The organism is Pseudomonas tohonis (genome assembly GCF_012767755.2).
Classification (GTDB): domain Bacteria; phylum Pseudomonadota; class Gammaproteobacteria; order Pseudomonadales; family Pseudomonadaceae; genus Metapseudomonas; species Metapseudomonas tohonis.
This window is the reverse complement of the sequence record NZ_AP023189.1, coordinates 4,064,812-4,089,383: the sequence shown is the minus strand read 5'-3', so window position 1 is coordinate 4,089,383 and position 24,572 is coordinate 4,064,812. Positions and strand designations below refer to the sequence as shown.

Below are 24,572 nucleotides of genomic sequence, written 5' to 3'. Positions count from 1 at the left end.
AAGGCGCCGCCGCGTCCGGGTGGTAGCGCCGTCCGGCGCCTGGACGAAGGGTCGGCTCAGGCGCAGGGGGCGTTGCGGGTGGCCAGCCCGGCGACGGCGTCGGCGAGCTGCTGCTGGGTGAAGGGCTTGGACAGGCGCGGCAGGTCCAGGCGCACGCCGGCCGGCAGTTCGGCGTAGCCCGAGACCATCAGCACCGGCAGGCCGGGGCGTCGCGAGCGCACCTCCAGCGCCAGCTGTGCGCCGGTCATGTAGGGCATGGCGTGGTCGGTCACCAGCAGGTCGAAGGCCTCGCGCTCCAGCAGTTCCAGGGCCTCCTGAGCGGAGTGGGCGGTGAGCACGCGGTGGCCGAGGTCCTCGAGCATCTCGGCGGTATTGGTCAGCACCAGGTCGTCATCGTCCACGGCGAGGATCGACAGGCCGGCGGTAGGCGCGTCATCGAGCGCTTCGCTGACCTCGGGCGACGGCCGCGACGCCTGCTCGTGCGGCCACTCCTGCGCCGGCAGCCAGATTTCCGCCGTGGTGCCGTGCCCGGGCGTGCTGCGCAGGCGCAGTAGGCCGCCGGACTGCTCGGCGAAGCCGTGGACCATGGACAGGCCGAGGCCGGTGCCCTTGCCGATGCCCTTGGTGGTGAAGAAGGGCTCGGTGGCGCGCTTGAGGGTGGCCTCGTCCATGCCCTCGCCGTTGTCGGTCACGGCCAGGCACAGGTAGCGCCCGGGCGTGAGGCCGTCGCCCGGCGGCGCGGCTTCCTCGCGGGCGGCGATGGAGATGCGGCCCTGGCCGCCCATGGCATCGCGCGCGTTGACGGCGAGGTTGAGCAGGGCGGATTCCAGCTGGTTGGGGTCGGTCTCCACCGGTGGCAGTTGCAGCGGGAACAGGGTTTCCACGGCGATGGTGGAGCCCAGCGCGCTCTGCAGCAGGTCGGTCATGTCCTCCACCAGCTGGCGCAGGTCGATGCGCTCGCGGCGCAGCTCCTGGCGCCGGGCGAAGGCGAGCATGCGCGTGGTCAGCGAGGCGCCGCGCTCGGCGGCGGCGCGGGCGTTGTCCAGCAGGCGCAGCAGCGGAGCCTCGTGGGGCATGCGCCGGCGCAGCAGTTCCAGGCTGCCGAGCACCGCCATCAGCAGGTTGTTGAAATCATGGGCGATGCCGCCGGTGAGGTTGCCGATGGCCTCCATCTTCTGCACCTGCTGCAGGGCCTGCTCGGCCTTGACCCGCGCGGTCTTCTCCACCGCCTCGGGGACCATGGCGACCACCTCGCCGGTGTCGCTGAGCACCGGGCGCAGGGAAAAGTCGAACAGCCGGGTGCCGCCGGGCAGCTCCAGGGCCATGCCGAGGTTGGCGGTGGCGCCGGTGGCGACCCGCTGCACCGCCGCGCGGATGGTTTCGGGCATGCCGGGGGGGCCGGTGAACCAGGGGGTTTCCCAGAACGGCCGGCCGGCCACTTCCTCCAGGCTGGCGTCGATGCCGGCCAGGGCGGTGGCGTTGAAGTGCAGCACCTCGCCACTGGCGGCGATCAGCCCCTGGTAGAGGTGCGAGGTCTCGAAGATGGTGCGGATGCTGGCCTCGCTCTGGGCCAGGGCGGCGGTGCGCTCCTCCACCTTGGCTTCCAGTTCCGCGCGGAAGCGGCGCTCGCCGTCACGGGCCTCCATCTCCGAGCGCACCCGCTCGATGTGCGCCCAGGAGCGCTCGGTCACCTCGGTGAGCAGGGCCAGTTCCTTGTGGGTCCAGTTGCGCGGCACGCTGTCATGGATGGCCATCAGCGCGGTGAGGCGGCCGCCCTTGACCAGGGGCAGGCAGATGGTCGCCGCCAGGCCGATGGCCAGGAAGGTGGCGGCCTCCTCGGGGGGCAACTGGCCGCGGTTGTCGTCCAGGACCAGCGGCAGCCCGGCGCCGAGGCGTTGCACCGCTAGCTGGCCGAAATCGGAAAGGTGATAGTGGCCGACGATGCTCTGGCTGCCCGGGGCGGCCCAGTCGCCGCGGATGGTGAAGCCGTCGCCGTCGGGGGCCATGTCGGCGTAGGCGCAGACGGCCACGCCCAGGTGCTCGCCGAGCATGCGGGTGGTGATGGCGAGGATCTGGTCGGCATCGACGCTGCGGGAGGTTTCCTTGCCGAGGGCGTCGAGGAACAGCAGCCGCGCCTCGTTCTCGCGCAGCGCGTCCTCGGCCAGGTGGCGCCCGGTCATGTCGCTGGCGGCACCGAACCATTCGCTGATCTCGCCGTCGGCGTCCAGCAAGGGCACGGCACGGGAGAAGGTCCAGCCCAGGCTGCCATCGAGCAGGTACACGCGGTGCTCCAGCTGGAAGATGCCTTTGGTGCGCACGGCCTGGTCGATCGCCGCGCGCACCCGGGGCTGGTCCTCGGCGGGGATGTAGTCCTGCAGCCAGTTGGCGGTGGGGCGGCGGAGGTCGGCGATCAGGCCCTTGCCGTCGAGGCGGCGCATCTCGGTCCAGTGCGGGTCCATGCGAAAGAGCATGTCGGAGGAGGCGTTGACCAGCGCGCGGAAGCGCTCCTCGCTCTTGCGCACGCGGGCCTCGGCGGCGGCGCGTTCGGTGATGTCCTGGCCCTCGACGAAGATGGCGGTGACCCGGCCCTGGCCATCCACCACCGGCTGGTAGACGAAGTCGAGCACGCGCTCTTCCTCGGCGCCGCCGGGTTCGCGTTGCAGCATGACGTGCACGCCGGTGCCCACATAGGCCTTGCCGCTGGTGCGGACCTGGTCGAGCAGCTCGATGAAGCCTTGTCGCTCCACCTCCGGCAGGGCCTCGCGCAGGGGGCGGCCGATCAGGTCGCGGTCGCCCACCAGGCGGCGGTAGACGGGGTTGGCCAGCTCGAACACGTAGTCCGGCCCGGCGAGCAGCGCCATCAGTCCCGGGGCCTGCTCGAACAGGCTCTGCAGGCGGCTGCGTTCGGCGCGCACGTGCTGCTCGGCGCGGACCCGCTCGGTGGTCTCGACGACGATGGCGATGACCCCGGCGGGGTGGCCGCTCTCGTCCAGCACGGGTGAGTAGTCGAGGTTCATCCACACCGATTCGGGGAGGCCGTTGCGGTGCAGGGTGAGCTCCTGGTCCTTGTAGGCGAGGGTGCCGCCGGCCAGGCCGACCTTCATGACGTTGTCGTTGAAGTCGGCGACCTCCGGCCAGCCCTTGCGCACCTCCGAGCCCAGCAGTTGCGGGTGGCGGCCACCGGCGAACACCGAGTAGGCGTCGTTGTAGATCATGGTGCCGGCCTCGCCCCAGAGCAGGACGATGGGCACCGGCGAGAGCAGCAGCATGCCGGTGACCGTCTTCAGGCTCTGCGGCCAGCCTTCGATGGGCCCCAGGGGCGTGGCGGCCCAGTCGTGGGCATTGATCAGGCGGCCCAGCTCACCGCTGCCGGGCAGGAAGTAGGGGGTCGGGGCGCCGTCGGGACGGCGGGTCGCATCATCGGTCATCGGCTGGCGGGTCCGGAGCACGGGGTGGCGGCTGGGGAGCGGGCCCATGGGGCCTAGCGTTTCGGCAGCATGGCGGCGGGAAAGTTGCGCCCCGAGCCACGGATTCACCCGCCGCACGCAGGAGGGGCGCGGTGCAGGCCGGGCCCGGTGGGACGCCGTTCGGGCGATGACGGTGCCTGCATGGCGGCGGGCATTGCGGTGGGGCGCGGCCCGGACTGAGGTCCGGGACGGCCGGCGGCTCCAGTCCCGTGCCGGGCACGGGTCTGGGCGCGAGGGATCAGTGCTTGCCGCTTTCGTCGGGCAGGGCGAGGAATTGCTTTTCCTGGTTCCAGTCGAAGGGCTCGTCGTTCTCCTCGGCTTCGAAGCGGCGCTCGTCGAGGCGCTGGAACAGGGCGATCTCTTCATCGGGCATGAAGTGCAGGCAATCGCCGCCGAAGAACCACAGCAGGTCGCGGGGGACCAGGTGGGCGATCTGCGGATAGCGGTGGAAGACCTGGGCGATCAGGTCCTGGCCCAGGTAGAGGCTGGATTCCGGGTCGCGCGGCAGTTCGCTCATCAGTTCGTCGAAGCGCTCGACGAACAGGGCGTGGTTCTCTTCGGGAACCTGCTCGGCTTCGCCCAGGGCGACCAGGATGCCGCGCAGGTGGGCGAGCAGGGCGAGGTGGTGGTCGAGGTAGAGATTGGCCATGGCGTGGGTCCTGGGGCGGAATGAAAACGGGCGCGGAGTATAAGTCCCTCCGCGCCCGCTGTCCCGCCCGCCTGGCCGGGTGGTGGCCCTAGCGGACCCGGCCCTCGGTCGGCAGCAGCTCGTCCTTGGCGTAGTCGTCGACGTCGATCACCTTGCGTCGTGCGGCCTCGGCGGCGCGCAGGCGCTGGGCCTCGCTGGCGTCGACGACCCCGGCGGCCAGGGCGGCGTCGATCAGGCTTTCACCGGCAGCGGGTTTCACCTGGCCGTCCTTGACCGCCTTGTGCAGCTTCTTCTGCAGCGGCTGCACGGCGGCCAGGGCGTCGACGGCGTGCTGCAGCGCGCCGACCGGGTCGTCCTCGGCCTGCGGGCGGAAGCAGCCGGCGAGCAGGTTCTCCAGCGCCGGGTCACCCCGGTCGCGGCCGATGATGGCGGCGATCTCCGCGTCCAGTTCATCCGAGGGCCCCTTGTGGCGACGGCCGAAGGGGAACACCAGCACGCCGAGCAGGCAACCGAAGACACGGCTGGGGAAGTTGGCCAGCAGGCCGGCGAGGGCATCCTCGGCCTTGCCCAGGCTTTCCTCCAGGGCCCAGCGCAGCAGCGGGCGCAGGTGCTCGGGGCTGTCCAGGTCGTGGTAGCGCTTGAGCGCGGCGGAGGCCAGGTAGAGGTGGCTGAGCACGTCGCCCAGGCGCGCGGAGAGGCGCTCGCGGCGTTTCAGCTCGCCGCCCAGCAGCATCATGCTGAAGTCGGCGAGCAGGGCGAAGGCCGCCGAGAGGCGGTTGAGGCTGCGGAAGTAGCCCTGGGCCAGGCGATCGCCCGGGGCGCTGCCCAGGTGGCCGAAGGTCAGGCCCAGCAGCAGGGTGCTGGCGGCGTTGCTGACGGCGAAGCCGATGTGCTGCATCAGCAGGTCGTCGAACTCCTCCAGGGCACGGTCGTGGTCCTCGCGGCCGGCCAGGGCCATCTCCTTGAGCACGAACGGATGGCAGCGAATGGCGCCCTGGCCGAAGATCATCAGGTTGCGCGAGAGGATGTTGGCGCCTTCCACGGTGATGAAGATCGGCGCGCCCTGCCAGGAGCGGCCCAGGTAGTTGTTCGGGCCCATGATGATGCCCTTGCCGCCGTGCACGTCCATGGCGTGGCCGATGCATTCGCGGCCGCGCTCGGTCAGGTGGTACTTGAGGATGGCCGAGAGCACCGAGGGCTTCTCGCCCAGGTCCACCGCGTTGGCGGTGAGCATGCGCGCGGCATCCATCATCCAGGCGTTGCCGCCGATGCGCGCCATGGCTTCCTGGATGCCTTCGAAGGCCGACAGCGGCACGTTGAACTGCTCGCGCACCCGGGTGTACTGGCCGGTGACCAGGCTGGTGTACTTGGCGGCGCCGGTGCCCACCGCCGGCAGGGAGATGGAGCGGCCGACGGAAAGGCAGTTCATCAGCATCATCCAGCCCTTGCCGAGCATGGGCTGGCCGCCGATCAGGTAGTCCAGCGGCACGAACACGTCCTTGCCGGAGTTGGGGCCGTTCATGAAGGCGGCGCCCAGGGGCAGGTGGCGGCGGCCGATCTCGACGCCGGGGGTGTCGGTGGGCACCAGCGCCAGGCTGATGCCCAGGTCTTCCTCGTCACCCAGCAGGTGCTCGGGGTCGTAGGCCTTGAAGGCCAGGCCGAGCAGGGTGGCCACCGGGCCGAGGGTGATGTAGCGCTTCTCCCAGGTCAGGCGCAGGCCGATGACTTCCTCGCCCTGCCACTGGCCCTTGCAGACGATGCCGACATCGGGCATGGCGCCGGCGTCGGAGCCGGCCAGCGGGCCGGTGAGGGCGAAGCAGGGGATGTCCTCGCCACGGGCCAGGCGCGGCAGGTAGTGCTGGCGCTGCTCGTCGGTGCCGTAGTGCAGCAGCAGCTCGGCCGGGCCGAGGGAGTTGGGCACCATCACGGTGGAGGCGAGGTCGCCGCTGCGGGTGGCCAGCTTCATGGCCACCTGGGAGTGGGCGTAGGCGGAGAAGCCCTTGCCGCCGTATTCCTTGGGAATGATCAGGGCGAAGAAGCCGTTGGCCTTGATGTGTTCCCAGGCCTCGGGGGGCAGGTCCATGCGCTGGCCGATGTCCCAGTCGCTGACCATGGCGCAGAGCTCTTCGGTGGGGCCGTCGATGAAGGCCTGCTCCTCGGCGGTGAGCGCCGGGCGCGGGTAGTCGAGCAGCTTGTTCCAGTCGGGGCGGCCGCTGAACAGCTCGCCGTCCCACCACACGGTGCCGGCCTCGATGGCGTCGCGCTCGGTTTCCGACATGGGCGGCAGCACGCGCTGGAACCAGGAGAACAGCGGGGCGGTGATCAGCTTGCGGCGCATTTCGGGGAAGGCCAGGGGCAGGGCGACCGCCAGCCACAGCACCCAGAGGATCGCCAGCAGCCAGCCGGGCGAGTGGCTGAACACCCCCATGGCCAGGAGATACAGGGCCACCGCGCCGAGGGCGGGCAGGGGAGCGGTGCGGCGGTGCGCCAGCCAGGCGACCCCCAGTACCAGGACGAGCAACCAGACGAACACCATGCGTGATCCTCCTTGATGACGGTGCGGCACAGGCGCGACCGTCACGAGCGTAGACGTCGCCATGAAAGCTGGCGACATGGGCAGTCAGCTTGGCCGGATCGTCGTTGGGCGGGCACTGGGGCAGCCCCTAGACTGGGGCGGTTCACCCTGGAGAGATGCCATGCAGCCCTACCTGCGATCCGGTCGCTTCGTTGATAGTGACCACCCCCTGGTGGTTGAGTTCGCCTCGCAAAACCGCGGCGCGAGCGCGCAGCCGCGTGACCAGGCGGTCAGCCTGTACTACGCCGTGCGCGATGCCATCCGCTACAACCCCTACGCCTTCAGCCGCGACCCCGGCTCGCTCAAGGCGAGCACCGCGCTGGCGGCGGGTGAGTCCTATTGCGTGCCCAAGGCCATCCTCCTCGCGGCCTGCGCGCGGCATTGCGGGATCCCCGCGCGCATCGGCTTGGCGGACGTGCGCAACCACCTGGCCACCCCGCGCCTGCTGCAGCTGCTCCGGAGCGAGGTGTTCGCCATGCACGGCTACACCGAGCTTTACCTGGACGGGCGCTGGGTCAAGGCGACGCCGGCCTTCAACCTGGAGCTGTGCCGGTTGTTCGACGTCGCGCCGCTGGAGTTCGACGGCGCCAGCGACAGCGTCTTCCACCCCTTCAACCGCCAGGGCGAGCGCTACATGGAATACCTCGCCGACCACGGCCAGTTCGAGGACCTGCCGGAGGCGCTGTTCTTCGGCCACCTGGCGAAGGTCTACCCGCACCTGTTCGAGCCCGGTGCGGCGTTCATGAGCGGTGACCTGCACAGCGAGGCGGCTGCCGTAAAGACACCGTAGGTTGGCGCCGAGCGCAGCGAGGCCCAACGCATCGTGGTCCGACCCTGCCGCGTGGGATTTCCACCCGAAGCACGCCTTCGCGCATCCGCCACCCCGCTCGGGTCGATATGCGTTATCAACGCAAATCCTTGGCCAAGGAGGGGGGGATTGCCTCTAGAATCGACGCCTCGTGAAACGACAGGACAATCACAGATGCTGAAGATCTGGGGCCGCAAGAATTCGTCCAACGTGAGAAAGGCGCTCTGGACCGCCGAGGAGGCCGGTGTCGCCTTCGAGGCGATCGATGCCGGGGGCGCCTTCGGGCTGGTCAACGATCCCGAGTACCGCGCGAAGAACCCCAATGGCCTGGTGCCGCTGGTGGAGGATGGCGAACTGGTGCTCTGGGAGTCCAACGCCATCGTTCGCTACCTGGCCGCGCGCTACGCTGCGGGCGATCTCTATCCCGAGGACCCGGCGCTGCGCGCCCAGGGCGACAAGTGGATGGACTGGACCACATCGGCCTTCGCCCCGGTCTTCCGCGACCTGTTCTGGGGCACCCTGCGTACGCCGCCGGCGGAGCGCGACCCGGCCAGGATCGCCGCCGCCCTGGCCCGTTGCAGCGAGCTGCTGGCGATGCCCGAACGGGCGCTGGCTGCACAGCCGTTCCTCTCCGGCGAGCGTTTCGCCATGGGCGACATCCCCCTGGGCAGCTTCATCTACGCCTGGTTCGAGATGCCCATCGAGCGCCCCGAGCTGCCGGCCCTGGAGGCCTGGTACGCGCGGCTCAGGGAACGCCCGGCCTACCGCAAGGCGGTGATGACCGCGCTGACCTGATGCTAGGCTGAACCCATCAAGCTGCTTGATGGTTGCGTTCGCAGCCATCAAGGCCAATTTCAATCTCTTCTGCAAAGGCACGTCATGACATCTGCTCTGTCCATCCGGCAGCTGACCAAGACCTACGGCAACGGCTTCCAGGCCCTCAAGGGCATCGACCTGGAAGTGGCCGAAGGCGACTTCTTCGCCCTGCTGGGCCCCAACGGCGCCGGCAAGTCCACCACCATCGGTATCCTCTCCACCTTGGTGAACAAGACCAGCGGCACGGTGAGCGTGTTCGGCAACGACCTGGACACCTCGCCCTACGCGCTCAAGCGCTGCCTCGGCGTGGTGCCCCAGGAGTTCAACTTCAACCAGTTCGAGAAGGTCTTCGACATCGTCGTGACCCAGGCCGGCTACTACGGCATCCCGGCGAAGATCGCCAAGGAGCGCGCCGAGCAGTACCTCACCCAGCTGGGCCTTTGGGAGAAGCGCGATTCCGCCTCCCGCGAGCTGTCCGGCGGCATGAAGCGCCGCCTGATGATCGCCCGTGCGCTGATCCACGAGCCGCGCCTGCTGATCCTCGACGAGCCCACCGCCGGCGTCGACATCGAGCTGCGCCGCTCGATGTGGAGCTTCCTCACCGAGCTCAACGCCAAGGGCATCACCATCATCCTCACCACCCACTACCTCGAGGAAGCCGAGCAGCTGTGCCGCAACATCGGCATCATCGACCACGGCACCATCGTCGAGAACACCAGCATGAAGGCGCTGCTGAAGAAGCTGCACGTGGAGACCTTCCTGCTCGACCTCAAGGATTCGCTGGCCAGCGTGCCGCAGCTCAACGGCTACCCGGCGCGCCTGGTGGACCACCACACCCTGGAGGTGCAGGTGGACAAGAGCCAGGGCATCACCGAGCTGTTCCGCCAGCTGTCGGCGCTGCACATCGACGTACTCAGCCTGCGCAACAAGACCAACCGCCTGGAGGAACTGTTCGTGTCCCTGGTCGAGAAGAACCTGTCGAAGGTGGCCGTATGAGTTCCGAACTGCGCGCCAACCTGGTCGCCCTCAACACCATCGTCTACCGCGAAGTCCGCCGCTTCACCCGCATCTGGCCGCAGACCCTGCTGCCCCCGGGCATCACCATGGCGCTGTACTTCGTCATCTTCGGCAACCTGATCGGCCGGCAGATCGGCGACATGGGCGGCTTCAGCTACATGGAGTACATCGTGCCGGGGCTGATCATGATGTCGGTGATCACCAACTCGTACAGCAACGTGGTCTCCAGCTTCTTCGGCAGCAAGTTCCAGCGTTCGGTGGAAGAGCTGCTGGTGTCGCCGGTCTCGCCGCACACCATCCTCCTCGGCTACACCATAGGCGGCGTGCTGCGCGGCCTGGCGGTGGGGGTGATCGTGACCCTGCTGTCGCTGTTCTTCACCAAGCTGCAGGTGCACCACCTGGGTGTGACCGTGCTGGTGGTGCTGCTGACCGCCACCACCTTCTCCCTGGGCGGCTTCATCAACGCGGTGTACGCACGCAACTTCGACGACATCTCCATCGTCCCGACCTTCGTGCTGACGCCGCTGACCTACCTGGGCGGGGTGTTCTACTCCATCAGCCTGCTGCCGCCGTTCTGGCAGACCGTGTCCCTGGCCAACCCCATCCTGCACATGGTCAACGCCTTCCGTTACGGCATCCTCGGCGTCTCCGACATCAACATCGGCATCGCCATCGGCCTGATGACCCTGACCACGGTGATCCTCTACATCGCCTGCATCCGCCTGCTGGTGAGCGGGCGCGGCATGCGCCAGTGAGCACGGCGCACCTCGCAGGAGCGAGCTCCGCGCGCGAAGGCTGATCACCGGCACGCGAGCGGAGCTGGGCGCAACGCGGTACCGGGCGTCATCTTCGTGGGAGCGAATTCATTCGCGAAAAAGGCCCCTTGCGGGGCATCGCGGTTGAAACCGCTCCCACGCCGCCTGGCCCGCCTGCGAAATGCATCCGTCCCGATACAAAGCGTCACAGACTGCCTCTATCTTTACGTGCCCCTGACAAAAGTCCGCCGATACTCCCGGTAGACTTTTTCATTTCCGACAAGAACGACTCGAAAAGAGGCTGTTGATGATCGCTCGTCGCCGCGCCTGGCCGTTGCTGCTGTGTGGATTGCTCACCTGTCCGGCCATCGCCGCCAACCCGCCGCTGGTGGAGGTGGCCGAGCCCCAGCGCACGCTGGTGCGGGACGAGCTGGTGACCTTCGGCTCGCTGCGCTCCGACGAGTCGGTGACCATCCGCCCGGAGATCGAAGGGCGCCTGGCCAGCCTGCATTTCAAGGAAGGGCAGCAGGTGAAGGGCGGCGATCTGCTGGTCAGCCTCGATGACGCCATCGCCCGCGCCGAGCTGGACCAGGCCCGCGCCAACCTGGAGCTGGCGGAGAAGAGCTACCAGCGCGCGCAGATGCTGTTCAAGCGCGGCGCCAGCAACGCCCAGGCCCAGGACGAGGCGCAGTCCCAGCAGCAGGCCGCCCGCGCCAGCCTGGCCCTGGCCCAGGCGCGCCTCGACAAGACCCAGATCCGCGCGCCCTACGACGGCTTCCTCGGCCTGCGCCAGGTGAGCACCGGCGACTACCTCAGCCCCGGCCAGGACATCGTCAACCTGGAGGTGCTCGACCCGCTCAAGGTGGATTTCCGCGTGCCGCAGAAGGCCGTGTCCCAGGTGCACCTCGGCCAGACCGTGGAGATCAGCGTCGACGCCTACCTGGGCGAGCGCTTCCGTGGCCGCATCATCGCCCTCAACCCGCGCCTGGATGAGGTCGGCCGCAGCCAGGCCATCCGCGCGCAGATCGGCAACGCCGACCACCGCCTCAAGCCCGGCCAGTTCGTCAAGGTCTCGGTGATCCTCGAAGAGCGCCCCGACGCGCTGCTGATTCCCGAGGAGGCGGTGATCCCGGTCGGCCAGCAGCTGTTCGTCGCCATCGTCGTCGACGGCAAGGTGGAGCGCCGGCAGATCCGCATCGGCCAGCGCCAGCGCGGCAAGGCCGAGGTGCGCGAGGGCCTGCAGGGCAACGAGCAGGTGATCACTGCGGGCTGGCAGAAGGCCGGGCCCGGGCAGGAGGTGCGCACCGTCGCGCGGGGTGAGCTATGACCCTGTCCGACCTGTGCATCCGCCGCCCGGTATTCGCCACCGTCCTCTCCCTGGTGGTGGTGCTGCTCGGGCTGATGGCCTACCAGCGCCTGACGGTGCGCGAGTACCCGAACATCGACGTGCCCATCGTCACCGTCAACGTCATCTACCCCGGCGCCAGCCCGGAGATCATGGAGTCCCAGGTGGCGCAGCCCATCGAGGACGTGCTCTCCGGCATCGAGGGGCTGGACTTCGTGTCCTCCATCAGCCGCTCGGAGAACACCCAGATCACCGCGCAGTTCCGCCTCGGCACAGACGCCGACGAGGCGGCCAACGACGTGCGTGACCGCCTGGGCCGGGTGCGCGGCCTGCTGCCCACCGAGATCGACGAGCCGGTGGTGCAGAAGGTCGAGGCCGACGCCCAGCCGGTGGTGTGGATCGCCTTCTACAGCGAGCGGCACTCGGCGATGGAGATCACCGACGTGCTGGAGCGCGTGGTCCAGGACCGCCTGCAGACCATCCCCGGCGTTTCCGAGGTGCAGATACGCGGTGCGCGCACCTACGCCATGCGCATCTGGCTGGACCCGGAGAAGCTCGCCGCCCACGACCTCACCGTGCAGGACGTGGAGGACGCCCTGCGCCGGCAGAACGTGGAGATCCCCGCCGGGCGCATCGAGTCGGTGCAGCGCGAGTTCAGCGTGCTGTCGGAAACCGACCTGAAGACCCCCGAGGAATTCAACGACCTGATCATCGACGACCGCCGTGGCTACCTGCTGCGCCTGTCGGATGTGGGCCACGCCGAGATCGGCGCCGCCGACGAGCGCTCGCTGGTGCGCTTCAACGGCCGCCCGGCGGTGTCCCTGGGCCTGGTGCGCCAGGCCACGGCCAACCCGCTGGAAATCTCCGACGGCCTCAATGCCGCGCTGCCCGAGGTGCGTGAGCTGCTGCCCGAGGGCATGCAGATGGCCATCGCCAACGACAACTCGCTGTTCATCCGCGAATCCATCTCCAACGTCTACGCCACCATCTGGGAGGCGGTGGTGCTGGTGGTGCTGATCATCTTCCTGTTCCTGCGCTCGCTGCGGGCGACGCTGATCCCGCTGGTGACCATCCCGGTGTCGCTGATCGGCGCCTGCGCGCTGATGGCGCTGATGGGCTTCACCATCAACACCCTCACGCTGCTGGCGATGGTCCTCGCCATCGGCCTGGTGGTGGACGACGCCATCGTGGTGCTGGAGAACATCCACCGGCACATCGAGGCGGGCCTGTCGCCGGTGCAGGCAGCGTTCAAGGGCAGCCGCGAGATCGCCTTCGCGGTGATCGCCATGACCCTGACGCTTGCGGCCGTCTATGCGCCCATCGGCTTCATGCAGGGCACCTCGGGCAAGCTCTTCACCGAATTCTCATGGACCCTGGCCGGCGCGGTGCTGGTCTCCGGCTTCGTCGCCCTGACGCTGTCGCCGATGATGTGCGGCCAACTGCTCAAGGCGCACCGGCCCGGGGAGCGCCATGGCCGCCTGTACAACCTGGTCGAAGGCTTCCTCAACGGCCTCACCTACAGCTACCGCCACCTGATGGAGCGGGTGCTGCGCGCCTGGGTGCTGATCGCCGTGTTCCTGGTCGGCGTGCTGCTGCTGTGCGCCTGGATGTTCACCGGGCTGCGCAGCGAGCTGGCGCCCACCGAGGACACCGGCACCATAGTCGGCACCCTCAACGGCCCGGACGGCGCCACCCTGCAGTACACCAGCCGCTACGCGAAGATGCTCGAGGACGCCTACAAGTCGATCCCCGAGACCAACCGCTACATGGTGGTGGTGGGCTTCCCCACCGTGGCCCAGGGCCTGTCGTTCATGAAGCTGGAGGACTGGGACAAGCGCAGCCGCAGCCAGTTCGAGATCCGCGACGAGCTCCTGCCCAAGCTGCAGGACATCCCCGGCGTGCGTGCCTTTCCGGTCAACCGCCCGCCGCTGGGGCAGAGCGCGCGCAACCAGCCGGTGAACTTCGTCATCCGCTCGTCCCTGGAATACGCCGAGCTGCAGCAGTACGTGGACACCCTGCTGGCGCGCATCCGCGACTACCCGGGGCTGGAGAGCATCGACACCGACCTCAAGCTCAACACCCCGCAGCTCAAGGTCACGGTCAACCGCGAGCAGGCCACCGCCGTGGGCACCGACGTCGCCACCATCGGCCGCAGCCTGGAAAGCCTGTTCGGCAGCCGCCAGGTGACCCGCTTCAAGCAGAACGGCGAGCAGTACGACGTGCTGGTGCAACTGGCCAACGTCGACCGCAGCAACCCCGACGACCTCAACCGCGTGTACGTGCGCGGCCGCGACGACAGCATGGTGCAGCTCTCCAACCTGATCGAGGTGAAGGAGACGGTATCGCCGCGCGAGCTCAACCACTTCAACCAGCTGCGCGCGGTGACCCTCAGCGCCAACGTCGGCAGCGGCTACACCCTCGGCGAGGCGCTGACCCACCTGGAGCGCGTGGCCCGCGAGGTGATGCCGCCGGAGACCCAGTTCGACTACACCGGCACCTCCCGCGACTTCAAGGAATCCAGCGCCGGGGTGGCGCTGACCTTCGCCCTGGCCCTGGTGTTCATCTACCTGGTGCTGGCGGCGCAGTTCGAGAGCTTCGTCGACCCGCTGATCATCCTCTTCAGCGTGCCGCTCTCCATCGCCGGCGCCTTGCTCGCCCTGGAGCTGTTCGGCGGCACCCTGAACATCTATTCCCAGGTGGGGATGGTCACGCTCATCGGGCTGATCACCAAGCACGGCATCCTCATCGTCGAGTTCGCCAACCAGCTGCTGCGCGAGGGTCGCAGCCTGGATGAGGCGGTGATGGAAGCCTCGGTGCAGCGCCTGCGGCCGATCCTCATGACCACCGGCGCCATGGTCCTCGGCTCGCTGCCCCTGGCGATCGCCACCGGCGCCGGCGCCGAGAGCCGCCAGCAGATCGGCATGGTGATCGTCGGCGGCCTGCTGGTGGGCACCTTCTTTACCCTGTTCGTGGTGCCGACGCTCTACCGCAAGCTGCGCCACTGGCGGCCGATGCGCCTGGAGGAGCCGGCGCTGGCGTGATGCCTGGCAGGCTTGCAGGGGCGCACGCACTCGCCTGCCCTTGCCGTGGCACCGACGATCAACGGGCATAGGGTGGAGGTCGCTTTTTACCTCCACCAGGCGGAGCCGGGATCAGCACGCGCTCATGCCCTGAGCCGTAGCCGAGGGGGAGCACCCCGGCTGAAACCCAGGCTACGGCGCACGGAGTTCGCGAGCAGAGCTCGCTCCTACGGGGGAGGGTGCAGGAGCGGATTCATTTGCCCGCCCTCGCCGTGGCACCGACTATCAGCGGGCGTAGGGTGGAGGTCGCTTTTTACCTCCACCAAGCGGAGTCGGGGTCTGCACGCGCTCACGTCCCGGAGCTTGGCCGGAGCGGTTGGGCCGGTTGGCCGAGGCGCCGATGTCGGCCACCGTGACTGTGATCATCCCTGCGAGCGCCATCATCCCCGCGAAGGCGGGGACCCACTGGACGGCGCCTCAATCGAACGCGTATTCGAGTCCCGCCGCGACATACCAGGCACGGCCCGGGCCGGGTTCGTAGTAGCGCTGGTTGCCGTCGCCGACGATGACCGAGCCGATGTAGCGGCGGTCCAGCAGGTTGTCCAGGCGCAGGGTCTGGCTGAAGGTCAGGCGCTCGAGTTTCTGTTCGAAGCGGGCGCGCCAGTTGAGCAGGGCGTAGCCGGGTGCCGGGCGGGCGCTGTTGCTGTCCTCGACATAGAGCTTGCTGCGGTAGAGGCCTTCCAGCGCAGTGGCGATGCCTTCGCGCGGGCGCCATTCCAGTTCGCCCCAGAGGCTGGTGGCGGGGACGCCCGGCAGGTGGCGGCCGGCGGGGATGTCGCGGCCGCCGCTGCGAAAGCCCTGGTCGTAGGTGGCGCTGAGGCGGGTGTAGGCGATGCGTGTGTGCAGGGTTTCGCCGAGCGCGCTGTCCAGGGACAGCTCCAGGCCCTGGCGCCGGGTGCGGGCGGCGTTCTGGTAGCGGGTGCGGCCACCGCTGGCGGCGTCGACCACCAGTTCGTCCTCGGTGTCGATGCGGAACAGCGCGAGGTTGAGGCGGGTGGCTTCGCCCAGCAGGCTCTTGATGCCGACTTCGTACTGCCGGCTGCTGGCGGCATCGAGGTCGAAGCCGAAGCTGTCGCCGGGGCCGGAGTAGGACAGCTCGTTGAGTGTCGGCGTCTCGAAGCCCTTGCCCCAGCTGGCGTAGAGGTTCAGATCGGGCGTCAGCGCGTAGCTGGCGCCCAGGGTCGGGGTCAGGTCGCGGTAGGTGACCGAGCCGCTGTCGTCGCCGTTGCCGGGGCGGATGTAGCGGTCATCCACATCGAAGGCCACTTCGTTGTAGCGCAGGCCGCCCTGCAGGTTGATGTCGCCCAGGCGCCAGCCCAGCTGCAGGTAGGGGGCGATGCTGCTGACCTCGTCGCGCTCGTCCCGGCGCAGGTTGCCGCGCACGCCCAGCTGGGTGCCGACGAAGTTCTCGTAGCCCTGGCGGTCGTCGCTGGAGTGGTCGTAGTCCACCCCGGTGGTGAGGGTGAGGTTGCCGAGGCCGGGGTCGAAGTCCTGCAGCCAGCGGGTGCTGGCGCCGTGGAAGCTGCGCTCGAAGTCGATCACGCCGCCTGCGCTGCGCGGGCTGGCCTGGGCGGAGGAGGGGATGGCCTGGTACTGGATCACCCGTCGCGTGCCGCCATAGAGGGTGGCTTGCCAGGTGCCGGCGTCGAAGGCGTGTTCGTAGTTGAGGCCGGCCTGGCGGTGGTCGATGGTCTTGCGCGTGTCGTAGTTCAGCGCCGCATCGGCGACGCCACGCGGGTCGGCCTGGTAGCCGGCCCAGGTCAGGCCGAGCGGGTCCTGGGTGTCGTTCTGGTTCAGCTGGCTGAAGGTCAGGGCCAGCTTGCTGGCGTCGTCGGGGTAGAGGGTGAGCTTGGCGAAGGTCTTGTCCAGGGTGGCGGCGCTGTGTTTGCGGTAGCCGTCGCTTTCGTAGTGGGACTGGTTGACCAGGAAGCCGCCCTGGTCGTTGCCGCCCTCGGCGGTGAGGCGGGTGCGACGGGTGCCCCAGGCGGCCTGGGAGGTTTCGCTGGAGACCTTGGGCGCGCCCTGGCCGTCGCGGGAAAAGACCTGGATCACGCCGCCGGCGTTGCTGCCGTAGATGCTGGCGAAGGGGCCGCGCAGCACTTCGATGTGGTCGAGGGTGTCGAGGTCGAAGGTGGCCGCCTGGCCCTGGCCGTCCGGGTTGGAGGCGGGGATGCCGTCGGCGATCAGCTTGATGCCGCGGATGCCGAAGGCCGAGCGGGCGCCGAAACCGCGCGAGGAGACCTGCAGGTCCTGGGCCTGGTTCTGGCGGTTCTGCACCACCAGGCCGGGCACCGCGTTGAGCGCCTCGGAGAGGTTGACCCCGGGCTGCCCGAGGCTGGCCTGCTCGCGCTCGATGCGGTCGACGGAGAAGGGCAGGTCGAAGCCGCTGGCCGGGTAGCGGCTGCCGGTGATCACCAGCGGCTCGACCTGCAGCGTTTCGGCCTGGGCCAGCGAGGCGAGCGCCAGGGACAGCGCCCAGGCGGATCGATGAGTCGGCATGGGGGCGTCCCTGGGTGGCGGGTCAGGCCTTCTCGGCTTTTTCGGCGCGCTGTTCCTGGGCGGTGACCTGCTGGCAGATCTCGATCATCTGCTCGCGCATCCAGCGGTTGGCCGGGTCCTGGTCGGTGCTCTCGTGCCAATAGAGGTGGGTTTCCAGGGAGGGCACGTCGTTCACCGGCAGCTCGACGTAGTGCAGCTCGTGGCGGCGGGCGAAGCGCTCGGGCACGGTCATCGCCATGTCGGTGTTCTGCATCACGGTGGAGGCCATCAGGTAGTGCTGGGAGCGCAGGGCGATCTTGCGCTGGATGCCCATCTTGCCGAGGGACAGGTCGATGTAGCCGAGGCCGCTGCGGCGGCTGGAGATGTGGATGTGGGTCAGCGACAGGTATTCGTCGAGGCTGATCTTTTCCTTCGCCAGCGGGTGGCCACGGCGCATGGCGCAGACGTAGCGGTCTTCCATCAGCTTGACGTGGCGCACCTGCGGGTCGGTGTTCAGCGGGGCGTCGACGGCGAAGTCCAGGCGCCCGGCGGCCAGCTCCTTGGTGGTCTCGCGGCGCTTGGCCAGGAAGCTCTCGATCTGCACGTTGGGGGCGAGCCGGCGCAGGCGCTGGAACAGCGGCGGCAGGATCACCGTCTCGGTGAGGTCGGTCATGCTGATGCGGTAGGTCTTGTTGGCCTGGCCGGGGTTGAAGGTACGGCTTTCCTGGACCGAGATGCGCAGTTGCTGCAGGGCGTTGCGCACCGGGCCGATGATGTTCTGCGCCATGGGCGTGGGCACCATGCCCTGGGCGGTGCGCACGAAGAGCGGGTCGTTGAAGGTCTCGCGCAGGCGGGCGAGGGCGTTGGAAACGGCGGGCTGGGTGATGCCCACGATCTGCCCGGCGCGGGTCAGGTTGGCCTCGGTGTAGATGGCGTCGAAGACGATGAAGAGGTTGAGATCGACCTTGTTCAGATTCATTTTCGAGCGCACTCCGTAGGCTGTTTTTATCGGCGGATCATATATCGGTGATGAATGTTTATACACGGCGAAAATAGGTTAGATAAATCTTAATCGCTGTTCTAGCATCATTTCCACACCTCACCCGTACCCAGAAAACATCCGTCAGAAGGTAGCTCCGCATGGATTTCGCCTACTCCCCCAAGGTTCAGGAACTGCGTGAACGCGTCACCGCGTTCATGGACACCTACGTCTATCCGGCCGAGCCGGTATTCGAGCAACAGGTTGCAGAGGGTGATCGCTGGCAGCCCACCGCGATCATGGAAGAGCTCAAGGCCAAGGCCCGCGCCGAGGGCCTGTGGAACCTGTTCCTGCCCGAGTCCGAACTCGGCGCCGGCCTGACCAACATGGAGTACGCGCCGCTGGCCGAGATCATGGGCCGCTCGCTGCTCGGCCCGGAGCCGTTCAACTGCTCCGCGCCGGACACCGGCAACATGGAAGTGCTGGTGCGCTACGCCAACGAAGCACAGAAGAAGCAATGGCTGGAGCCGCTGCTGCGCGGCGAGATCCGCTCCGCCTTCGCCATGACCGAGCCGGGCGTGGCCTCCTCCGATGCCACCAACATGGAAGCCCGCGCCGTGCGCCAGGGTGACGAGTGGGTGATCAACGGCCGCAAGTGGTGGACCTCCGGCGCCTGCGACCCGCGCTGCAAGATCCTCGTGTTCATGGGCCTGTCCAACCCGGACGCGCCGCGCCACCAGCAGCACTCGATGATCCTCGTGCCGGTGGACACCCCCGGGGTGAAGATCCTCCGTCCGCTGCCGGTGTTCGGCTACGACGACGCCCCCCACGGCCACGCCGAAGTGCTGTTCGAAGACGTGCGCGTGCCCTACGAGAACGTCCTGCTGGGCGAGGGCCGTGGCTTCGAGATCGCCCAGGGTCGCCTCGGCCCGGGCCGTATCCACCACTGCATGCGCTCCATCGGCATGGCCGAGCGCGCGCTGGAACTGATGTGCAAGCGCGCCGTCAGCCGCACCGCCTTCGGCAAGCCGCTGGCCCGCCTGGGTGGCAACATCGACAAGATCGCCGATTCGCGGATGGAGATCGACATGGCCCGCCTGCTGACCCTGAAGGCGGCCTACATGATGGACACCGTGGGCAACAAGGTGGCCAAGAGCGAGATAGCCCAGATCAAGGTCGTGGCGCCCAACGTCGCCCTGCGGGTGATCGACCGCGCCATCCAGATCCACGGCGGTGCCGGTGTCTCCAACGACTTCCCGCTGGCCTACATGTACGCCATGCAGCGCACCCTGCGCCTGGCCGACGGCCCGGACGAAGTGCACCGCGCGGCCATCGGCAAGTTCGAGATCGGCAAGTACGTACCGAAGGAAATGCTGCGCAGCGGCCATTGATCGCCCGCGCAGTAACGAAGAGGCCCGCACGGGAAACCGTGCGGGCCTCTTCGTTTCAGGTGGCGGAACCCATCAGCGGCGGGCGGCCATCAGGTGCCCCATGGCCTGGCGCAAGTAGTCCAGCATCGCGTCGCTGGCCCAGGAGCCGTGGCGCAGTTCCGGCTCGCTCACCAGCGCCTCGCGGATCTTCTGCTGGGTGGCCGGGTCGTCACCGGCATAGGAGCGGAACAGCTCCAGCCAGCGCCGGGCGAGGGCCAGCGTGGCCGGGTCGGACGCCGGGGCGCGGGACTCCATCTGCTGGTGCACCTCGGCGATCAGCGGCGGCCACTCGTGCATGCGCGTGCCGTAGTTGGCCTTGAGGAACGCGAATTCCTCGGGCGTCAGGTAGCGCTGGTAGATCGCCAGCTTGGTCTCGCTGAAGGCCTGGACCACGTAGGCCATGGTCTGTGGGGTGATGCCGGTCTCCTCCCGCAGCGCCGGCTCCGCCTCGTGCATGGCGTTGAGCTTGGCGAACAGCACCGGGTTGGCGCCGGTATCCGCCTCCAGCATGGTCATCCAGGTGCGTGAGAGCGCCTGCGCCTCGTCCGCCTGGGGTGGCACGCCCCTGGCGATCAGCGCCTGGACCCGGGCCACGAGCGCGGCCCATTCGCGGCGCCGCGCCTCGTCCGCGTACAGGCGCAGTTCCTTGAGTTCCCCGGGGGAAAAATAGCTGTCGTACATGTTCATCAACTCCAGAGTGCCGAGCCATTCGGAGAGCTCCGGTTCCTGGCCGCTCTGCAACTGGCCACCGAGGGTGGCCAGGCGTTCGCGCAGGAGTTGGCGGTGGGCGATCTCCCGGTCGAGCTGGCGGATCTGCTGCTCGATGAGCGGGGAAAGCGACGCCGGCGCCTCGTCCAGCCATGTGCCGATCTCGCCCAGGGACAGGCCCAGCTTGCGCAGGACCTGGATCTGGTGGAGGCGGGCGATATCCGTGCGGCCGTAGAGGCGGTAACCGGAACCCGAGCGCGCGGAAGAGCGGAGCAGGCCGATCTGGTCGTAATGGTGCAGCGTGCGCACGGTCAGCCCGCAGCGCTTGGCCAGTTCACCGACTTTCAAAGGCATGTCCTTGTCTCTCCTCGCGTGCCTGGCGGCATCCTCGGGCCTGACGTCGCGTGAGGGTCAAGCGCGGCCTGGAGTCAATCTTGGTGGGGGTGGGAGGGTTCCTGGGAAACGGCGTTGGCGGCGTCGCGCTGCTGGCGCAGCCACTCCAGGCGCATGTGCAGCTGGGCGGCGAAGGTGCGCGCGGCGAGCTCTTCGTGGAAGCTCACCCCGCGCTGGCCCATCTTTACCTGCCAGATCACTCGACCCCGTTGTTCGAGCACTACGATCTGCACGTCTCGCATCGATTCTCAGTCTCCGGCTGATGAGGCCTGCGGGCGGTTGCGGGTCTTGAACAGCGACAGCAGCACGCCACCGGCAAGCAGGCCAAAGGTTACGCCAAGAGAGAGCAGCGCGGGAATCTTGCCGATGAATCCATGCAGGAAGATCTTGCCGCCGATGAAGATCAGCACCAGGGCGAGGGCGTACTTGAGGTAGACGAAGCGGTGCATCAGTGCGGCCAGGGCGAAGTACAGCGAGCGCAGGCCGAGGATGGCGAAGATGTTCGAGGTGTAGACGATGAAGGGGTCCTGGGTGATGGAGAAGATCGCCGGCACGCTGTCGACGGCGAACACCAGGTCGGCCAGTTCGATCAGCACCAGGGCGAGGAACAGCGGGGTGGCCCAGAGCAGGGTGTGGCCGGAGGCGTCCTTCAGGCGCACGAAGAAGTGCGCGCCATGTATCTCGTCGGTGACCCGCATGTGCCGGCGCACGAACTGCAGCACGCGGTTCTGCGACAGGTCGCGCTCGGCCTCTTCGCGGCTGAACAGCATCTTCACCCCGGTGAACAGCAGGAAGGCGCCGAAGATGTAGAGAATCCAGTCGAACTCCTTCACCAGCGCGGTGCCCAGGCCGATCATCAGCGCACGCAGCACGATCACCCCGAGGATGCCCCAGAACAGCACCCGGTGCTGGTAGCGGCGGGGGATGGCGAAGAAGCCGAAGATCATCGCCATGACGAACACGTTGTCCATCGACAGCGATTGCTCCACCAGGAAGCCGGTGTAGAACTCCAGCGCCGCCTGCGCGCCCAGCTCGAACCAGACCCAGCCACCGAAGGCGACGCCCACGGCGAAGTAGCCGCTGTAGAGCAGCAGGCTCTCGCGCATCTCGATTTCATGCTGGTCGCGGTGCAGGACGCCGAGGTCGAACACCAGCAGGCCGATGACGATGGCCATGAACACCAGCCACAGCCAGGTGGCGGTGCCGAGGAAATCGGCGAACAGGAACGTGTGCAGAGCTGACATGAGCCCCTCCTTGCTTGTCGTGTTGAATGCTCAACAGTGACTCCGACATGGCGGGTGCAAACCGTCAGAGGGGCCCGGCGTCACATGAGGGAAGGCTAGCGCAGCGATGGAACCCGGAAAACCGGCAACGTTTCATTTCATTGCGCGCGGTCAAGGTTATCGACTGCGGAAGGGGCGGGGAGTGCGAAGGGAATTCGCTGCCGGCTTCGACGGGGCGACTCGTAGGGGCGACTTCAGTCGCCAAGCGGCGCGCCGTGCCGCCATCCCCGTGGGAGCGAATTCATTCGCGAAAAGCGGCCTGTCCCGGGCATCGCGGTTGAAACCGCTCCCAAACCTCTGGCCCATATAAATCGCCCCCATCCGGAACCGATCCGGACGGGGGCGAGGATGACGCGTGAGGTCGATCCGCTCAGTAGACCCAGACTTCCACGCGGCGATTCTTGATGCGGCCTTCTTCGCTGTTGGCGGCCACCGGCAGTTCATCGCCCAGGCCGGTGATCTCGCGGAAGGACACGCCGGCCTTGGCCAGCTCGCGGCGCACGGCCATGGCGCGCAGCTTGGAGAGAAGGGCGGCGCGGCCCGGGTCGGCCTTGGGGTCGCCGAAGCCCACCAGGGTCACCTGGTTGCTCAGCTTGTCGTTCTCCTTCAGGTAGTCCAGCACGCGCTCGACATCGCGCAGGGCCTTGTTGTCGAGGTTGGCGCTGCCCTCCTGGAAGCGGAAGTTCACCGACAGGCGCTGGGCATCGCGGGCCAGCTGCTGGTAGTCCCTGGGCATGTCGGGCTGGGCGGCGACCTTGACCGCCTGCACCGTCTGCGCGACGAAGCCGGTCTGGGCGACGATCGCCTGGCCGCGCGGGCCCTGGGCGAAGCGCACCAGGGCCTGGGCCCAGGGGTTCTTCTCGCCGGGCTTCATATAGAAGAACAGGCGGCGCGAGAGCGGGTAGTCCTCCGTGGCGATCTGCGTCACCGACGGCGCCATGGCCTGGGACTCGCCATCGGCGATGGCCGCGGCGCGGGACTTGCCCACGGAGGCCAGGCCGACGAAGCCGATGCCGGCGGCATCGGCGCTGACGGCTTCGGAGAGCTTGTCGTTGGATTCGAAGCGCTTGGCCGAGGCCGCGAGGCTCTTGCCGTGGGCGGCCAGCACCAGCTCCTTGAAGGTGTCGAAGGTGCCGGACTTGTCATCGCGGGCGTACAGGTGGATGGCGCCGCCCTTGCCACCGATCTCTTCCCAGGTCTTCACCTCGCCGGCGAAGACGCGTGCCAGCTCCTCGGTGCTCAGGCTGGTCAGGGTGTTGCCCGGGTTGACGACGATGGCCAGCCCGTCGATGGCGATCACATGCTCGCCGTAGCGGCTCTTCAGGTCGCCGAACACCGAGAGGTCGCCGGCCTCGGCGTCCTTGATCGGGCGCGAGGACGCGGCGAGATCGGCACTGCCGTCCTTGATGGCGACGAAACCGGTGCCCGAGCCGTGGGCGGCCACGGTGATCCGCACTTCCCGGCCGTTGGGCGCGCTGCCCACCAGTTGCACTTCGTTTTCCTGGGTGCCGGGCTCCTGGCGGATGCCGCCCAGGCCTTCCTCCTCCATGAGGCCGCGTACCAGGGCCGGGCCGAGCTTGGCACCGATGGTGTTGGAGCCCTGGATGCGCAGCACCGGGTTCTTGTCGGCGGGCAGGGGCAGGGCGGCGAACACCGACCAGGGCAGGGCGTAGCAGACGAAACCGAGCAGCAGCAGGCTGAGGGTCCGGCTCCAGATATCACGTTCACAGAGGTCGCGCATCGTGCGGCGGGCCTTATCGCTAGGGGTGGCTGGGAAATGCCGCGAGATTAAGTCAGCGAGGTGACGAAGATATGACAGGGCGCTCTGCCCTGGGCCCTTTCCGGCCCCTGCATGGACCAAGGCCTACGCCGGATGCCCCGCTCGGCCGGCATACCGCTCGCGGGGACCTCGGTATGGTTCGCAACTTTGTCTGGCCGGGCGGCAGGCAAGGAAGCTCAAGCGTCCCTCGCTCGCCCGTGCCAGGCACCAGGCCTCGTTTTTGGGGTGCATCCACGCGTAGCTAAGGAGTTGGAAATGGCTAGTTGGTTCGAGCTGAAGAAGTATGGCAATGGTGAATATCGCTTCCGCCTGAAGACCCGGGAGGCGCAGGTCGTGCTGCAGAGCGGCCGCTACCCCTGCCGGGACAGCGCCGAGAACGCCATCGCGCTGTTCCGCAACCATTGCGCCAACGAGGATCGCTACGAGCGCCGCATGGCCACCGGTGGCAAGAACTATTTCCGCCTCAAGGCCGGGCGCGAGGTGATCCTCGAAAGCCACCTCTATGATTCCGAGCCGACCCTGGACGCGGCCATCGAGAACATCATGACCCTCGGCACCACGCCGAAGATCGAACTGGTCTGAGTGCGGCGCAACTGAAAAAGCCCATCGCGAGATGGGCTTTTTTTTGCCTCCGTTTCCGGGCTATCGCCCATGCCTAGGGGCGGCGCTGGTACAGGTCGGCATCGTAGAGCCGGATGACGTCTTCGGCGAGGTATTCCAGGCAGGTGAAGGCGCCCGCCAACACCTTAGTCGAAGGCGTGCCGTGATCAGGAATGGCCGCGAGGAAACTGAGCATGTCGAGCAGTGCCCGCAGACGACCGTAGGCCGCTTCGTGGTGGGACAGGTAGCTCAGATCGCCTTTCAGGTGGGGCGGAATCGAGGTGGTGATGGTCATGGTTGACTCCCGTCTCTTCAGAATTCCACGCCCTGACGCCAATCAGGGTGGGTGGACCGTACAGGTTGGCGTTCCGGGACAAGAGAACCGGCGCATCGGAAGATGCCCTGCACG

The 24,572-nt window shown here is 68.0% G+C and carries 18 protein-coding genes; 8 read left to right on the top strand and 10 right to left on the bottom strand.

What is annotated here, in order from left to right; all coding sequences use genetic code 11:
* Positions 1 to 56: 56 nt before the first annotated feature.
* The 3 genes from HSX14_RS18410 to HSX14_RS18400 all read right to left on the bottom strand — a co-directional run bounded on the left by HSX14_RS18410 (position 57) and on the right by HSX14_RS18400 (position 6,652).
* Complete coding sequence (locus HSX14_RS18410) at positions 57 to 3,428, bottom strand: PAS domain-containing protein (RefSeq protein ID WP_178132788.1); 3,372 nt, start codon at positions 3,426 to 3,428, stop codon at positions 57 to 59.
* Between the two features lie 277 nt (positions 3,429 to 3,705).
* On the bottom strand, positions 3,706 to 4,116 hold the full coding sequence (locus tag HSX14_RS18405; RefSeq protein ID WP_173179137.1) for a PA2817 family protein: 411 nt from the start codon (positions 4,114 to 4,116) through the stop codon (positions 3,706 to 3,708).
* 88 nt (positions 4,117 to 4,204) lie between these two features.
* Positions 4,205 to 6,652, bottom strand: a complete 2,448-nt coding sequence (locus HSX14_RS18400; RefSeq protein ID WP_173179135.1) for an acyl-CoA dehydrogenase — start codon at positions 6,650 to 6,652, stop codon at positions 4,205 to 4,207.
* Between the two features lie 160 nt (positions 6,653 to 6,812).
* Between HSX14_RS18400 and HSX14_RS18395 the strand changes: the two genes are divergently transcribed.
* The 6 genes from HSX14_RS18395 (at position 6,813) to HSX14_RS18370 (ending at position 14,473) form a co-directional block, all read left to right on the top strand.
* On the top strand, positions 6,813 to 7,481 hold the full coding sequence (locus HSX14_RS18395; protein WP_173179133.1) for a transglutaminase-like domain-containing protein: 669 nt from the start codon (positions 6,813 to 6,815) through the stop codon (positions 7,479 to 7,481).
* Positions 7,482 to 7,673: 192 nt separating this feature from the next.
* A complete protein-coding gene (locus tag HSX14_RS18390) occupies positions 7,674 to 8,294 on the top strand; it encodes a glutathione S-transferase family protein (RefSeq protein WP_173179131.1) in 621 nt (206 codons plus the stop codon).
* An 84-nt stretch (positions 8,295 to 8,378) separates the two neighbouring features.
* Positions 8,379 to 9,311: an ABC transporter ATP-binding protein gene (locus HSX14_RS18385; protein WP_173179129.1), complete on the top strand. Its 933-nt coding sequence runs from the start codon at positions 8,379 to 8,381 to the stop codon at positions 9,309 to 9,311.
* Positions 9,308 to 10,087, top strand: a complete 780-nt coding sequence (locus tag HSX14_RS18380) for an ABC transporter permease (protein WP_021217959.1) — start codon at positions 9,308 to 9,310, stop codon at positions 10,085 to 10,087. The genes HSX14_RS18385 and HSX14_RS18380 overlap by 4 nt, the downstream gene beginning before the upstream one ends.
* Positions 10,088 to 10,394: 307 nt before the next feature.
* Complete coding sequence (locus HSX14_RS18375) at positions 10,395 to 11,414, top strand: efflux RND transporter periplasmic adaptor subunit (protein ID WP_173179127.1); 1,020 nt, start codon at positions 10,395 to 10,397, stop codon at positions 11,412 to 11,414.
* Positions 11,411 to 14,473 carry an efflux RND transporter permease subunit gene (locus HSX14_RS18370; RefSeq protein WP_173179125.1) on the top strand — a complete coding sequence of 1,021 codons (3,063 nt, stop codon included), beginning with the start codon at positions 11,411 to 11,413 and terminating at the stop codon, positions 14,471 to 14,473. The genes HSX14_RS18375 and HSX14_RS18370 overlap by 4 nt, the downstream gene beginning before the upstream one ends.
* Before the next feature lie 456 nt (positions 14,474 to 14,929).
* On the opposite strand, the gene HSX14_RS18365 is transcribed toward HSX14_RS18370, so the two are convergent.
* Entirely contained in the window at positions 14,930 to 17,011 is a 2,082-nt protein-coding gene (locus HSX14_RS18365; RefSeq protein WP_173179123.1) for a TonB-dependent receptor family protein, read from the bottom strand.
* Positions 17,012 to 17,033: 22 nt separating this feature from the next.
* Positions 17,034 to 17,969, bottom strand: coding sequence for a LysR family transcriptional regulator (locus HSX14_RS18360; protein WP_111261227.1), 936 nt, complete (start codon positions 17,967 to 17,969; stop codon positions 17,034 to 17,036).
* Positions 17,970 to 18,130: 161 nt separating this feature from the next.
* Here HSX14_RS18360 and HSX14_RS18355 point away from each other — a divergent pair, with 161 nt between their 5' ends.
* A complete protein-coding gene (locus tag HSX14_RS18355; RefSeq protein ID WP_173179121.1) occupies positions 18,131 to 19,360 on the top strand; it encodes an acyl-CoA dehydrogenase in 1,230 nt (409 codons plus the stop codon).
* Positions 19,361 to 19,432: 72 nt separating this feature from the next.
* Here HSX14_RS18355 and HSX14_RS18350 read toward each other — a convergent pair whose 3' ends face one another.
* The 4 genes from HSX14_RS18350 to HSX14_RS18335 all read right to left on the bottom strand — a co-directional run bounded on the left by HSX14_RS18350 (position 19,433) and on the right by HSX14_RS18335 (position 23,524).
* Positions 19,433 to 20,461, bottom strand: coding sequence for a MerR family transcriptional regulator (locus tag HSX14_RS18350; protein WP_173179119.1), 1,029 nt, complete (start codon positions 20,459 to 20,461; stop codon positions 19,433 to 19,435).
* Between the two features lie 74 nt (positions 20,462 to 20,535).
* The gene (locus tag HSX14_RS18345) at positions 20,536 to 20,742 is read right to left on the bottom strand and encodes a hypothetical protein (protein ID WP_173179117.1); all 207 of its coding nucleotides are present in this window, start codon (positions 20,740 to 20,742) and stop codon (positions 20,536 to 20,538) included.
* A gap of 6 nt (positions 20,743 to 20,748) precedes the next feature.
* On the bottom strand, positions 20,749 to 21,744 hold the full coding sequence (locus tag HSX14_RS18340; protein WP_173179115.1) for a TerC family protein: 996 nt from the start codon (positions 21,742 to 21,744) through the stop codon (positions 20,749 to 20,751).
* Between the two features lie 409 nt (positions 21,745 to 22,153).
* Entirely contained in the window at positions 22,154 to 23,524 is a 1,371-nt protein-coding gene (locus tag HSX14_RS18335; protein WP_173179113.1) for a substrate-binding domain-containing protein, read from the bottom strand.
* Positions 23,525 to 23,818: 294 nt separating this feature from the next.
* Here HSX14_RS18335 and HSX14_RS18330 point away from each other — a divergent pair, with 294 nt between their 5' ends.
* Positions 23,819 to 24,145 carry a YegP family protein gene (locus HSX14_RS18330; RefSeq protein WP_173179111.1) on the top strand — a complete coding sequence of 109 codons (327 nt, stop codon included), beginning with the start codon at positions 23,819 to 23,821 and terminating at the stop codon, positions 24,143 to 24,145.
* A gap of 73 nt (positions 24,146 to 24,218) precedes the next feature.
* On the opposite strand, the gene HSX14_RS18325 is transcribed toward HSX14_RS18330, so the two are convergent.
* Positions 24,219 to 24,458, bottom strand: a complete 240-nt coding sequence (locus tag HSX14_RS18325; protein WP_173179109.1) for a hypothetical protein — start codon at positions 24,456 to 24,458, stop codon at positions 24,219 to 24,221.
* Between the last annotated feature and the right edge of the window lie 114 nt (positions 24,459 to 24,572).